Here is a 13907-nt window from a genome sequence, read left to right as displayed (position 1 = left end):
CAAAGGCGGTGCGAAAGCCCGGAAGGTTCCGACACCGCCTTTGTATGCAATGTCGGTCAGGCCTTGGCCTCTTCGACCTTCGTCTCTTCGGACTTGGCTGCGGCCGGGCTGGTCTCGGCGGTCGCCGATGCGCTCTCTGCAGGCTTCTCTTCCTTGTCCTTCAAGAGGTCCTTTTCCCAAGCGGCCATCGGCTGCTCGGCCTTGTCCTCGGTCTTCTCCGCCTTGCCGCTCCGCTCCAGCAGGCCATCCGCCACGGCGTCAGCCATGAGGCTGGTCAGCAGCTCGACGCCACGAATGGCATCGTCATTGGCCGGAATCGGATAGTCGACGAGATCGGGATCGGTGTTCGTGTCGACGATGGCGACGACCGGAATGCTCAGCTTGTGAGCTTCTTCGACGGCCAACGCCTCCTTGTTGATGTCGACGACGAACATGGCCGAAGGAGTGCGGTTCATGTTGCGGATGCCACCGAGCTGCTTCTCCAGCTTGTTCTTCTCGCGCTCAAGCAGCAGCAGTTCCTTCTTGGTCAGGCCGCTGCCGTGGACGTCGGTGAAGTCCATCTCTTCCAGTTCCTTCAGGCGCGCGACGCGCTTGGAGACGGTCTGGAAGTTGGTGAGCATGCCACCGAGCCAACGCTCGGAGACATACGGCATGTTGACGCGGGTGGCCTGTGCGGCGATGGCTTCCTGAGCCTGCTTCTTCGTGCCGACGAAGAGCACGGTGCCGTTGTGGGCCACGGTCTGCTTGATGAAATCGTAGGCCTTGTCGATCAGGTCGAGCGACTTGAAGAGATTGATGATGTGGATGCCGTTGCGCTCCATCAGGATGTACTGCTTCATCTTGGGGTTCCAACGACGGGTCTGGTGGCCGAAGTGCAGTCCTGCCTTCAGCATGTCGCTCATAGTGATTTGAGCCATGATAATGCTACCTTTCAGTCGGTTATTGCCTGGCCATGCGGGTCTGCGTGCAACGTCCCCGCCTTTTTGCAGGCGAGTCGGTCGACCGACACAGTCCGTCACGTGCATGACGCGAATTTGTGTGTTTGTTAGACAATATTGAGTGGATTGCTCAGCGACGTGACAGCCTCGCGCACCTTGAACACACAAACAATAAAATACCACAGCCCTTGAATAAGGGAACGGGGTTTCGGCGACAGCGTTTGGTCGGCGAAACCCCGTTCCATCGGTTGGCTCGATTCCGGCTAGGCGGATGCGCCATCCCGGTTGTCCTCCTGCACCTTGAGCATGGCGTACTGGGATTCGTAGAGGCGGTAGTACGCGCCCTTCTTCTTGAGCAATTGCGCATGCGTGCCATGCTCGACGATCTGGCCGTGGTCGATGTAGTAGATCTCGTCGGAATTCTCGATGGTGGAAAGACGGTGCGCGATCACGAAGCTGGTGCGTCCCTTCAGCAGGTGCTGGAGACCGGCCTGCAACGCCTGCTCGGTACGGGTGTCGATGTTGCTGGTCGCTTCGTCCAGGATGAGGATGCGCGGGTCGGCAAGAAGCACTCGGGCAAAGGAGATCAGCTGGCGCTGCCCGGCCGACATCGTTGAGCCGCGTTCCTCGACCACCGTGTCGTAGCCGTCGGGCATCTCACGGATGAACTCGTCGGCGTGTACGGCCTTGGCCGCCTCGACGATGTCCTCGTCGGTGGCGTCGAGCCTGCCGTATCGGATGTTCTCGCGCACGTTGCCGGAGAAGACGAACGTATCCTGCAGCATCACGCCCATCTGCCGGCGCAGCGATTGCAGCGTGACATCGCGGATGTCGTAGCCGTCGATGGCGATCGACCCCTCGCTCACGTCGTAGAAGCGCGACAGGAGGCTGACGATGGTGGTCTTGCCTGCGCCGGTGGGCCCAACCAGAGCAATGGTCTTGCCCGGCTCGATATGGAAATCAACGAGGTTCAGGATATTGCGGCCGTCGGGCTCGTAGCGGAAGACGACGTCGTTGAAGTCGACCTTGCCGCGGATGTGCGGCAGCGACGCGGCTCCCGGCTTGTTGGTGATCTCCGGCTTGATGTCAAGCGTCTCGAAGATGCGCTCAAGATAGGCCGAGCAGGTGATCAGCTGGTTGTAGAAGTTGCCCAGGTCGATGACCGGGTTCCAGAAGTTGTTGGCATAGCCGACGAAGGCGATGAGCACACCCGTGGTGACGTTGACCCCGCCCAGGCCCATGATGCCGACATAGTAGATGAAGGCCATGGTCATGGCGCTGATGGTCTGCACGCCGGGCCACATGAGGTCCTGCACGTAAATCGCCCTCATATAGAAGTGACGCACCGTGCCCTGCTGCTCCTGGAAAGTCTCGAACTGCTTGCGCTCGCGTGCGAAGGTCTGGGTGGTCTTGACCCCGGCGATCGATTCGTGCACATAGGCGTTGAGGTTGCTCTGCTTGTTGGAGAGCAGCTGGTAGGCGTGCTTCTGCACACGCTGCAGCACCAGCACCCAGAGGGTCAGCAGCGGGAAGAGGATGAGGCTGAAGAGCGCCAGCCTCCAATCGACGACGAACATGACCACCAAGGTGACCACGAAGGTGAAGATGTCGGCGATCACGTTGATCAGGCCGCTGGAAAGCGTGTCGGAAAGCGTGTTGACGTAGTTGACGACGCGCACCAGGATCTTGCCATGGGGACGTGAGTCGAAATAGCTGAACGGCAGGGTCTGGATATGGGTGAAGAGGTCGCGCCGCATGTCCTTGAGCATCATCTGCCCTACCCGGGTGATCGCCACGGTCCTGTAGCGCACGCCGATCTCATAGAGCACGATGAGCACGGCGAATACGCCGGCAAGCAGCCCCAACTGGCCGAAATCCTTGTGCGGGATGGCGGAGTCGATCATGATTTTTGTCAGATAGGGGGCCGCGACGGTGATGCAACTCATCAGCAGCACCACGACGACGATGCGGGCCACTTGGCCGAGATACGCTTTGAGATAGGCGGCTATGCGGACGATGTCGTGGAGGTTGATTTTCTCTTCGAGCTCTTCGTCCTCGTTATAGGTATTGCGTTTTGCCATGATTGCCTCCTTCCTACTCTTCGAATCCTTGGGAACCGCCGGATTCGACGCCCAGCTGTTTACGGTATATCTCCCAATAACGGCCATGGGCCGCCACCAGATGCTCGTGGTCGCCGCGTTCGACGATGCGGCCGTGTTCCAGTACCAGGATCAGGTCGGCGTCCTTGACCGAGGAGATGCGATGGGCGATGGTGACGACCGTCTTGCGTGTCTCCATGTGGCGAAGATGCTCTTGAATCTGTGCCTCGGTTTCCATGTCGACCGCCGATGTGGTGTCGTCCATGATCAGAACGGAGGGGTCGTCGGCCAGGGCTCGTGCGAGCGAAAGACGCTGTTTCTGCCCGCCTGAAAGTCCGACTCCCCGCTCGCCGACGATGGTGTCGTAGCCTTCGGGCATCGAGGAGATGAACTCGTCCGCCCCGGCGATACCGGCCATGCGACGGATATAGGCCGGGTCGGAGGAACGTGAGGAACCTGCACCGAAGCCGATGTTGTCGCCGATGGTGTCGGAGAAGAGGAAGGTGTCTTGCGCCACGATGCTTACCTGATTGCGCAGGGTTTTCAGCGGCCAGTCGCGGGCGTCGATGCCATCGAGCAAGACAGTGCCGACAGTGGGATCGTAGAATCGGGCGATGAGGTTGACGAGCGTGGATTTGCCGGCCCCCGTCTCGCCCAGAATACCGAGCTTCGTTCCTGCGGGGACATAGAAATTAAGGTCTTTCAAGACCGGCGTCTCCGGATCGTCCGGGAAGGCGAAGCTGACGTGGTCGAAACGTATCTCGCCGCTCATACGATCGGGGCTGACACTCTCGGGTTTGCGTACGCCCACCCGCTCTTGGATGTCGACCGCGTGTCTGACCGATTCCTCGGCATGCGGCTTTTCGGTGATACGGGATTCCGCCGTAAGCAGGCGACGGATCTTGATGCAGCTGGCGCCGAATCGCTGCCAGTCGTTGATCAGCCAACCGGACTGCCGTACCGGTCCGTCGATCATCCACAACAGGCTGTTGAAGCTCACGAGGTTGCCGATCGTCATATGGCCTTTGATGACGAGGAATCCGCCGACCCCCAGCGTGATGAGCTGCAACGAGAAGCCCAGACCGTCGAGCCACGGCATGAACTTGCGGTTGTTGTAGGCCGAATCCATGTTCTTTTGCATGTAGTCGTCGTTGTGCCTGTCGAATTTTTCGGTCTCGTAATCCTCGCGCACGAAGGCCTTGACCACACGGTTGCCTTCGATGTTCTCCTCGACCATGGAATTGAGATCGGCCAGCGAGTTGCGGATGGCGTAGAACAGCGGTGCGGCGCGCTTGGAAAGCGCACGGGTGAGGATGAAGATGAACGGGGTGACGCAGGTGAGTGCCAGAGCCAGCCGCCAGTCGATGGTATACATCACGCACAGGGCACCGAGGAACATGACCACGCAATCGGTGGCCTGATAGCTCACCCAGCACAGGAAGTGACGGATCGCCTCGGTGTCGCTTGTCATGCGGCTCATGATGTCGCCGTTGCGGGTGTGGTTGAAATAGGTGAAGTCGAGTTCGTGCAGTTTTTCGTATTCGTCGCTGACCAGCCGGTAGATCGAATTCTGGCCGAAACGTTCCATCAGGATCTGATAGATATAGCGCGAAATCACGCGCACGAGCGTCACCACGATCATGGCCGCGCAGATACGGGTAAGTATATCGAGATGTCTGGCTCCGATGACCTGGTCGACGATCAGGCCGGCCAACAACGGCATGGTGACGGCCATGGCGTCATTGATGAGCAATAGGAGCACCGACACCGCCACGCGCGGCAGGTCGGGCTTGCAGTACTGCAGAATCCATTTGAGATTGCCTGACGTTCGGTTGCGTTCAGGATCGACGTACATTGATGAACCCTCGCATCATCTTCGATTTGTTGTTCTCTCTGCCATGGTTCGCCATCGCCGCCAGTCGTTGATCAGAAAACGCTGATGGCTTGTGACGGCGACGACGGCGATGGCGAACCATGGCAAGACAACTCTAGCGCGGTCCATGCCTGAATATCGCCGGTGTCACTGCCAAGGCGTGTTGCTGCCGAATCGTGGCAGATACACCTCGCCGCTTGATCTCCATGACTGTTTGCGGAGGTCAAGCGGCGACATCGATCGTCAGGTTGCATTACTCCAATGCAGCCTGACAAGACTCGGCTTATTGTACGGAACGCATGCGCCGCATGGCCTCGCGGCGTTCCTCCTTCTCAAGACGGTCGAGATAGATGTGGCCGTCGAGATGGTCCGTCTCGTGCTGAAGCATACGGCCCATGATGCCGGTGCCCTCGACGACGATGGTCTTGCCGTCAAGATCGATGCCGCGCACGCGGGCGTAATCGGCGCGTCTGGTCTTGTACCAGAGCTTGGGCACCGAAAGGCAACCTTCGTCGCCGTACTGCTCTCCCCGGGTCTCTTCGAGGACGGGGTTCAGCACGTAGCCGAGCTTGCCGTCGATGTTGTAGGAGAACGCGCGCAGGCTGATGCCGATCTGGTTGGCGGAGAGCCCCGCGCGGCCGGGGTCGTCGACGGTATCCAGCAAATCCTGCACCATGTTGCGTACGGCTGGGGTTATCTCACGAATCGGTTCGCATGGGGTCCTCAACACCGGATCCGGCACGACCCTTATTTCTCGTAACGACAATGCTCTGCTCCTCTGTATGCTTTAGCGGCCGTTTATTTTTCTGCTGGCGAGTCGTTTCCCTGCTCTTGCGCCTTCGGTGTATCCTCGCGAGAATCGTCGCCGTCATGCTCCGTTTCGCGTTCGGCAAGATGGACGCCTACATTCTGCCTGGCCTGCTCATAGGCTTCGCGGACTTTAGGCGTCATGGCATCAGTGGCTTGACGTACGGATTCCGCGGTCTTGTCGATGAAGCCTGCAGTAGCCGACGGGGCCGGCTTGACTCGCGTCTTAGGAGTATAGACCTGCGTGTTGATGAGATCGGCGTAGTGTTTCAGGACCTCACCGCGCACGACCTTCATGCTTGGCGTCAGCATGCCGTTCTCCTGAGTGAACTGATCCGGGATGATGACGAACTTACGTATGGATTCGGCGCGCGAGACCGAACTGTTGGCCTGATCGATATATTGCTGGACGAAGGCCCGAACGGCATCGTTCTTGCAGATATCCGGCATGGGCATATTCTCATCCATGCCGTTGTTGGCAAGCCAGGAGCGCACCATCTCGGGATCGAGCTCGATGAGCGCGGCGATGAAGGGACGGCCGTCGCCGATCACGACAGCATGGGAGACGACCGGGCAGGTGCCGATGGTGTCTTCCATCGGGGCGGGGCTGACGTTCTTGCCGCCGGCGGTGATGATGATGTCCTTTTTCCTTCCGGTGATGTAGACGAAACCGTCGTCGTCGATCTGGGCGATGTCGCCGGAATGCACCCAGCCGCCCGGTTCCTTGGCCTCGGCCGTCAGTTTCGGCTGCTTGTAGTAGCCGAGGAAGACGTCCTCGCCGTTGATCAGCAGCTCGTCGTCGTCGGCAAGTTTGATGGCGATGCCGGTGCCGGGACGTCCGACGGCTCCGACCTTGTTGAAGTCCTGGAAGGCGACGATGCAGGGGGCCGCCGTTTCGGTCATGCCGTATCCCTGGATGAAGGTGATGCCGTCCATGCCGTTGAAGAAGTGCGCGAGGTCGGCGTTCATCGGGGCGCCGCCGCAAGCCAGATATTTCAGTTTCGGACCCAAGGCGCTGCGTACGGAAGCGCCGACCGTCTTCATGTAGAACCTGTGCTTGATACGTTCGGCAATGGTGTGGCCCCTGCCTTCCTGCCCGTCCTTCGACCAACGCACGAAGTGATCGAACGCCATGCCGAACACGCGGCCCTGAAGCCCTGCGCCCGCCTTCTGGGAGGCTGCGTTGTAGACCTTCTCGAATACACGCGGCACCCCAAGCAGATACGTCGGCTGGAAGGTCCTCAGATCGGTGAGCAGATGCTTGGCGCTCGAGGTGTAGCCCACCACGCCGTGCGCGCCGATGGCCACATACTGGATGTAGCGGGCGAAGCAATGTGCCAGGGGCAGGAAGAGCAGCAGCCTGCTCGGCTGATACAGCATGTCGTCGAGCACCGCCCAGCCGATGAACGTCGTGGAAACGAAATTACGGTGCGAAAGCATGACGCCTTTGGGCTTGCCTGTGGAACCGGAGGTGTAGACGATGGTCAGCATGTCATCGGCGCGTACGCGGGAGATGGCTTCGTCGAGCTTTTCATCGCTGACCGAAGTCCCGAAATCCGAGATGGCGTCCAGGCCGCCCTCCTGCAGGTTGAATACATACTTGAGGCCTTCGCGGTCGCGGCGTAGTTCCTCGAGTGTCTGGGTATGCTCGGCATCCCCGCCGAAAGCGACAATCGGGTCCACATCCTCGACGATGCCTTTGGCCTGCTTGGGCGAATCCGTTTCGTAAATCGGCACGCTTACCGCCCCGATGGCGGCACATGCGAAGTCGACCACTCCCCATTCGTAACTGGTCGCGGCATAAATGACGACCATGCTCCCTGCCTTGGCCCCCAGGCCCATGAGTCCCTTGGCTACCGAGCGCACGCGATCGAGCATTTCACCGGCTGTCACGCTTTGCCATTGCTGGGTGTTTCCGTCCAGCCATTCAGCTATCTCGCCGTCGGGGTCTTTTCCGGCTCTTTTGGACAACAGTGAATAAATGGTGTCCTTATCTGTGGTCTTGGTGACAGGATCCAAATAGAATTCTCGCAACATAAGCACAACTATACGCGCTCGTTGCCCCAAAACTACGTTAGCGTAACTTTGACCCTGCATGGGGGCTGTTCATACCGCCTCATCCCAGGTCGGCGGTGGTGCAGATCCATCGTGATCCGTTGCGTCTGAAGACCAGGGTGACCCAGTACGTTGACTGACCGACCGACAGGCTTACCACGGTCTCCGTGATCTCGGGGCTGACCAATGTGGTGTAGACCAACATGGGTATGGCGGGAAGATAACACAACTTGGCCTTGAGTGCCGGATGGGTGCGCAGATGGTTCTCCAACAGATACGACATGGTTTCGAGACGTTGGACGCAGGGGCCGCTCAGGACCTGTTGCAGCCTTTGCGGAGGCGTGCGTCCTCGCACCACGTCCAGACTCATGCATGCCAGCCTGCAGGACGCCAGGCTGAATCGTCGGCATTCGGCCTCGCTCAAGGTTCCGGGGTAGCAGCGTGAGATATGGAAGGGAACCGGTCTGTTCGACAACTCGATTCGAATTGACCCGTCGTAGGCCGGCAATCCGGAACGATAGGTGACCACCATCTGTTGCGGTCGTGTCTCCGTGGTCATCATTGAGCCTCCTTTTCGCTGTTCTTGCTATCATCCAGAGCAACAGAAATTCAAGGGATTGTCAAGGGAAAAGGGCCGATTCGGCAAAAAATCAAGATTATCGATCGAGTTTCGGAAAACCTTGAATCGAATACGATGATTATAAACGTACAATACTAATCAACGAACGGAAAAAGGCTATCTGGTTACCCAGATAGCCCGAACGGAATAATGCTTGCTTCAGCGTATCAGCCCAGATGCGAAAGCGTGACTGTTACGTCGCAATGCTGGAAGTTCTTCAGGTCGACGTAGCCGGTGGAAGCCATGGCCCGGCGAAGGGCGCCGATGAAGTTCACCGTTCCGTCGGCGTTATGGCTGGGCCCGAAAAGAATCTGCTGCAACGGCGCAACCGTACCGACTGTTGTCCGCTTCCCGCGGGGAAGGGAGGGATGGCGAGCCTCGGCACCCCAATGCGTGCCTTTGCCGGGTGCTTCCTGCGCACGTGCCAAAGGCGCTCCGAGCATGACCGCGTCGGCGCCCATGGCCAGCGCCTTGACGAACGAGCCGGAGGTGCCCATGCCGCCGTCGGCGATGATCTGCACGTAGCGGCCGCCGGATTCGTCCATATAATCACGACGGGCCTCGGCCACATCGGCGATCGCGGTGGCCATAGGCGCATGGACGCCGATGGTTGCCCGTGTCGCGGAAACGGCCCCGCCGCCGAAACCGACAAGCACGCCGGCGGCACCGGTACGCATGAGATGAAGGGCCGCGGTATAGCTGGCCGCTCCCCCGACGATGACCGGCACATCAAGGTCGTAGATGAACTTCTTCAGATTCAAAGGCTCGTGTTTCTGCGAAACATGCTCGGCCGAAACCGCCGTGCCGCGGATGACGAAGAGGTCGACGCCGGCGTCGACGACGGTCGAATAGAACTCCTGCGTGCGCTGGGGCGAAAGCGCGCCGGCGACGGTGACGCCTGCGTCACGTATCTCATGAAGACGCCGGGTGATCAGTTCCGGCTTGATCGGCTCCGCGTAGATCTCCTGCAGACGGGCCGTGGCGCTGCTCTCGTCAAGCCGGCTGATCTCATCAAGCAGCGGCTGCGGGTCGTCGTATCGTGTCCACAACCCTTCGAGGTCGAGCACTCCGAGAGCGCCGAGCTTGCCCATGGCGATCGCCGTGGCAGGGCTGGTCACCGAATCCATCGGAGCCGAAAGCACCGGCACGTCGAACTGGTAGGCATCGATCTGCCAAGCCGTCGAAACGTCCTGCGGATCGCGGGTCCTGCGTGAGGGGACGATGGCGATATCGTCCAAGGAATAAGCCAAACGGCCTTTTTTGCCCAAACCGATTTCAATTTCCTGAGTCATGGCTTCCAGATTACTTCCCCTACGTGACGAGCGTAGACGATCGGCAATGACGTACAAAGAGCGTCTCGCCAGTCAGTCAAAGCAACGCCGATGACATCTTCAGGCGTGATAATGGCTTCGTATTTCCTGATAGCAGAGAAAGGGCAGATATGAAAAAGATCAAGGTCGAAGGGACGGTCGCCGAGCTTGACGGCGACGAGATGACGAGGGTGATCTGGAAGGATATCAAGAACCGCCTTATCCTGCCCTATCTCGACGTCAATCTTGACTATTACGATCTCGGCATCGAAAACCGCGACGCGACCGATGACCAGGTGACCATCGATGCGGCCAACGCCATCAAAAAGCACCATGTCGGCGTCAAATGCGCCACCATCACCCCCGACGAGGCACGTGTCAAGGAATTCAACCTGAAAAAGATGTGGAAGTCGCCGAACGGGACCATCCGCAACATTCTCGGCGGCACGATCTTCCGCGAGCCCATCGTCATCGCCAACATCCCGCGATTGGTCCCCGGCTGGAAGAAGCCCATCGTCGTGGCCCGCCACGCTTTCGGCGACCAGTACAAGGCCACGGATTTCAAGGTCGACAAACCGGGACGCCTGACGGTCACCTTCACACCCGCCGACGGAAGCGAGCCCATCGAACACGTGGTCTACGACTATCCGGGTGCGGGCGTCGCCCAAGTGCAATACAATCTTGACGACTCCATCCGCGGCTTCGCGCGGGCCTGCTTCAATTACGGGCTCATGCGTCACTATCCGGTGTATCTGTCGACGAAGAACACGATTCTCAAAGCCTACGACGGCGAATTCAAGGACATTTTCGCCGCAGTCTATGAAACCGAATACAAGGACCGTTTCGAGGCTGAGGGCCTTTCTTACGAACACCGTCTGATCGACGATATGGTGGCCAGCACGATGAAATGGCACGGCGGCTATATCTGGGCCTGCAAGAACTATGACGGCGACGTGCAGTCCGATTCGGTGGCACAAGGATTCGGCTCGCTGGGATTGATGACCTCCGTGCTGATGACCCCTGACGGCAAGACCGTGGAAGCCGAGGCTGCGCACGGCACCGTCACCCGCCATTACCGTCGCTGGCTCAAAGGCGAGAAGACCTCGACCAACCCCATCGCTTCGATCTACGCATGGACCGGAGGGCTCAAGCAGCGGGCCAAGCTTGACGAGACGCCCGAAGTCGGCCATTTCGCCGAAACCTTGGAACAGGTCATCATCAACACCGTGGAAGGCGGGAAGATGACCAAGGACCTGGCCATGCTCGTAGGTCCCGACCAGCCTTGGCTCGATACGGCTGGTTTCATGGATGCCTTGGACGAAGGACTGCAAAAGGAATTGGGCCAATCACGTTAAGGGCGGATCTGTGATGGCGCTGTCGCACATATTGTAGAGGTATCCAATTGCGGCGGCGCTTCATATCGGCCCAAGACTATTATCGGTCTTGATTGAATTTAGCGTATAAAGAAGGGTGATTCATGACGACGCGCGGCAAGCATTCCCTGGCACGATTCCTGGCTTTCGCTACTGCTGTGGTCCTGACGATGACGTCGGCGGCTTGCGGTGAGGGGCATAAGGACGCAGGAAGCACATCGATCGACACCGACAAGATATCGGTGAGTTCGGCGGTGGCCAAGAGCAATGTAATGGTGTTCACCCCGTCCGATGGGATTTCCATCTCCTCGCACACCCCGCTGAACAAGTGGGCCAAGCTCGCCCCCGCCATCACGAAATCGCTGACCGATGCGGGCTTTTCGTCAAAGAACATCAAAGTGAAGACGGACGGCAACCTCCGCAAGCAGAGTGATGACGTGCAGGACTATGTGGTCAACCAGCTTGCCACCGCATCGGATGACTCCAACCGCCATACGACGCTGATCGTCGCACCTGCGACCTCGGCCAACAAAGGCAACGAGCAATACGGCGATTATGTCACCAATCCCGCCGATGCGCCCGCATACGACACGGAGAAGCCGGCTGGCAAGACCGATCGACAAACCAACGATGACACGAAGGCCAAACCATCATCCGCTTCGAGCGACGCATCGGATCAGGCGCAGAACGATGACAAGGACAGAACCGACAAACAGAACGAAATCGCGGCCGGGAAGCGTCTGGCGAAGACCCTGAAACTTGCCAGGAAAGTCGGAGCGCATACCGTCATTCTCGCCAATCCGCTGGCCGGGTTTACTCCCGATGTCTTCGTGAGCCTATCGACCCCACGCCAGATCGGTGTTCTGCAAGCCCGGCAGCTTGTCTCGAAACTCGCTTTGGAAAAGACGACCAAGATGCATCCGAAATCCCTTGAGGTCATGATTCCCGTGGGAGAGGACACCGATTCGACTCTCAATACGAGCCAGACGTTCGCCAAAGAGGCTTTTGCGGGTATATGGCACGTGCTGCAGCCCTACTTCAAAGACGGCCGCGCCATCAGCCCGTCGAAAAAGCTCAGCGCATCCACTACCGACAAGGATTGGGAATCGGTGTCGTTCAAGGCTTCCAAAACAGCCGAGATAAAGACGGAACTCAACGACAGGCTCACCGATTCGTCCAAAGAAGGCCAGCCGCTTCATGTCGATGGCATTCTGGCCATGAACGATTTCGTATCGTCCGCGGTTGTGGATGAGCTGACCACCCTCAAATACACCGGTACCGCCGCCGACATCAATCCCGAGATTGAAGTCTCCGGCATAGTCGGAACACTGACCGGCAAACACAATCTCAACAAGGTAGCCCCGCCCAAGCCGAAGGACAGCGAAGAGGACGTTCCCGGCATCAAGAGTCGGGTGCGAACGAACGATGACGGGGATATGGCCTGGCCGATCATCACCGGCTACGGCGCCTATGTCGACATGTTGCCCGATGTGGTCAACGGCAAGCAGTGGATGACCGGCATGGAGAACATCCAAAAGCTCTCGCAGGACATCGCCGGTGCGACGGTGGCAATCGAGAATGGGAAAAAGGTGAGCGAACTCCCCTACGTCAAGGCGACAACCGTCGACGGCGTGGAGATGGGCACCATCCATGAAAAGTCATTGACCGTCAGCGCGAGCAACCTCAAACACCTGCTGATTGAACCCGGGTACATTTCTCTGGCGGACGCAGGACTGTAAACAGCGTCATTGCGCTCGCAGCCTTTCCGACCATTCGGGCCGGTACGGTGGCGGCTGCCTTTAGGCCGTCTCTGGCGGACGAGGAAAGTAAGGCGTATCTATTTCACGCTGAGTGTTGGCTTGTCGCCATTGGCTTTTGCCTCTTCCGCCAGGCGCGGGCTACAGGCCGACTTAGGCTGCAACAGGTTTGAGGACTATCTTTCGCTTTGTCGCCAATTGTTGCGGATCCCTGTATTCCTTTCTGCTTTTTCTCACTCCCCAGTGCACGCACAGTCCCGTGCAGTGGTCCGAAACCCCTTTGACGGTGCCGATCGGCATGCCTTTGATCACAGGCGTCCCTATCGGCAAAAGCGTCTGCGCGGGTTCAAGCGTCAGGGTGAGGCTCTTATGGCGGATACTTACCACGGATTTGCCCGCCACGATACCGACGAAACTGATGAAACCGTTTGCAGGAGCGAACAGAGGGGTATCCTCTATCGCCGCGATATCGACACCGCGATGGCCCGGTCCCCAGGCCTGCTTGGGGGCCTTGAATTTTCGTATCACCACATGTGGCACGACCGGCCATCTCATGTCTGCCTGACAGCCTTTTGTGTTCTGGACAGCAAGGTCTGAGGATTCGATCGGCTCAACGACACCCAGTGGATGATGGCTGAACGACCATGGGGGCTCATCGGTTTCACCATCGATCGCAGGCGAGTCCACGGATTGATCGGCCATGCTGCCCGTAGCGGCCAAGGCTTGCCGACCCGAGGTGCCGAATCCTATGAGCAGCACTGCGGATACCGTTACCACGGTGACCGACCCCCAGATCAAGCCGATCAGCCGTTGCCTGCGTTGCTGCCTGACGAAGCGCACGAGTTCGCGCTTACGACGTTGCCTTTCCCTGTTGCTCATCATTGCCATGGCTTCTCCTTTCATTGCACACTGGCCTGTATTCGCCCGGACCTCTTGTTCCACTATGCCCCGAATCTTGCGATCAGCGGGTCAAAAACAAGTAGTGTGGTCGGATGTCCCCGGTTATCCACAACGCCCGGGCGTGTCGCAAAAGTTATCCACATGCTGCCAGTTCTCCGAAAGGGAGTATAAAAGAG

General features: G+C 58.7%; 10 protein-coding genes. 2 read left to right on the top strand and 8 right to left on the bottom strand.

Features of this window, described 5'->3' with window-relative positions; genetic code table 11:
* Positions 1-56: 56 nt before the first annotated feature.
* The 7 genes from rpsB to OZX64_RS04615 all read right to left on the bottom strand — a co-directional run bounded on the left by rpsB (position 57) and on the right by OZX64_RS04615 (position 9683).
* Positions 57-917: a 30S ribosomal protein S2 gene (rpsB, locus tag OZX64_RS04645; protein ID WP_277171707.1), complete on the bottom strand. Its 861-nt coding sequence runs from the start codon at positions 915-917 to the stop codon at positions 57-59.
* A 284-nt stretch (positions 918-1201) separates the two neighbouring features.
* Complete coding sequence (locus tag OZX64_RS04640) at positions 1202-3019, bottom strand: ABC transporter ATP-binding protein (RefSeq protein ID WP_277171706.1); 1818 nt, start codon at positions 3017-3019, stop codon at positions 1202-1204.
* A gap of 13 nt (positions 3020-3032) precedes the next feature.
* A complete protein-coding gene (locus OZX64_RS04635) occupies positions 3033-4892 on the bottom strand; it encodes an ABC transporter ATP-binding protein (protein ID WP_277171705.1) in 1860 nt (619 codons plus the stop codon).
* Between the two features lie 301 nt (positions 4893-5193).
* Entirely contained in the window at positions 5194-5676 is a 483-nt protein-coding gene (def, locus tag OZX64_RS04630) for a peptide deformylase (RefSeq protein WP_277171704.1), read from the bottom strand.
* 32 nt (positions 5677-5708) lie between these two features.
* Entirely contained in the window at positions 5709-7754 is a 2046-nt protein-coding gene (locus OZX64_RS04625) for an AMP-dependent synthetase/ligase (protein WP_277171703.1), read from the bottom strand.
* Positions 7755-7833: 79 nt separating this feature from the next.
* A complete protein-coding gene (locus tag OZX64_RS04620) occupies positions 7834-8334 on the bottom strand; it encodes an Rv3235 family protein (RefSeq protein WP_277171702.1) in 501 nt (166 codons plus the stop codon).
* Positions 8335-8558: 224 nt separating this feature from the next.
* Positions 8559-9683, bottom strand: a complete 1125-nt coding sequence (locus tag OZX64_RS04615; RefSeq protein ID WP_277171701.1) for a GuaB3 family IMP dehydrogenase-related protein — start codon at positions 9681-9683, stop codon at positions 8559-8561.
* A 149-nt stretch (positions 9684-9832) separates the two neighbouring features.
* Here OZX64_RS04615 and OZX64_RS04610 point away from each other — a divergent pair, with 149 nt between their 5' ends.
* Both OZX64_RS04610 and OZX64_RS04605 read left to right on the top strand, forming a co-directional pair.
* Positions 9833-11056: an NADP-dependent isocitrate dehydrogenase gene (locus OZX64_RS04610; RefSeq protein WP_277155874.1), complete on the top strand. Its 1224-nt coding sequence runs from the start codon at positions 9833-9835 to the stop codon at positions 11054-11056.
* Positions 11057-11178: 122 nt separating this feature from the next.
* On the top strand, positions 11179-12813 hold the full coding sequence (locus OZX64_RS04605; RefSeq protein ID WP_277171700.1) for a hypothetical protein: 1635 nt from the start codon (positions 11179-11181) through the stop codon (positions 12811-12813).
* Positions 12814-12984: 171 nt separating this feature from the next.
* Here the strand turns inward: OZX64_RS04605 and OZX64_RS04600 are convergent, their stop codons facing one another.
* On the bottom strand, positions 12985-13719 hold the full coding sequence (locus OZX64_RS04600; RefSeq protein ID WP_277171699.1) for a M23 family metallopeptidase: 735 nt from the start codon (positions 13717-13719) through the stop codon (positions 12985-12987).
* Between the last annotated feature and the right edge of the window lie 188 nt (positions 13720-13907).

The sequence above is a fragment of the Bifidobacterium sp. ESL0704 genome, from assembly GCF_029392075.1.
Lineage (GTDB): Bacteria > Actinomycetota > Actinomycetes > Actinomycetales > Bifidobacteriaceae > Bifidobacterium.
The sequence above is the reverse complement of the archived record's forward strand: the minus strand, read 5'-3'. Positions and strand labels throughout refer to the sequence as shown.

What these genes read in the sequence shown, in the direction of transcription:
- OZX64_RS04605 (WP_277171700.1), top strand. Translation starts at nt 11,179, where the DNA reads ATGACGACGCGCGGCAAGCATTCCCTGGCACGATTCCTGGCTTTCGCT.
- OZX64_RS04610 (WP_277155874.1), top strand. Translation starts at nt 9,833, where the DNA reads ATGAAAAAGATCAAGGTCGAAGGGACGGTCGCCGAGCTTGACGGCGAC.
- rpsB (WP_277171707.1), bottom strand. Translation starts at nt 917, where the DNA reads ATGGCTCAAATCACTATGAGCGACATGCTGAAGGCAGGACTGCACTTC.
- OZX64_RS04640 (WP_277171706.1), bottom strand. Translation starts at nt 3,019, where the DNA reads ATGGCAAAACGCAATACCTATAACGAGGACGAAGAGCTCGAAGAGAAA.
- OZX64_RS04625 (WP_277171703.1), bottom strand. Translation starts at nt 7,754, where the DNA reads ATGTTGCGAGAATTCTATTTGGATCCTGTCACCAAGACCACAGATAAG.
- OZX64_RS04600 (WP_277171699.1), bottom strand. Translation starts at nt 13,719, where the DNA reads ATGGCAATGATGAGCAACAGGGAAAGGCAACGTCGTAAGCGCGAACTC.
- OZX64_RS04620 (WP_277171702.1), bottom strand. Translation starts at nt 8,334, where the DNA reads ATGATGACCACGGAGACACGACCGCAACAGATGGTGGTCACCTATCGT.
- OZX64_RS04615 (WP_277171701.1), bottom strand. Translation starts at nt 9,683, where the DNA reads ATGACTCAGGAAATTGAAATCGGTTTGGGCAAAAAAGGCCGTTTGGCT.
- OZX64_RS04635 (WP_277171705.1), bottom strand. Translation starts at nt 4,892, where the DNA reads ATGTACGTCGATCCTGAACGCAACCGAACGTCAGGCAATCTCAAATGG.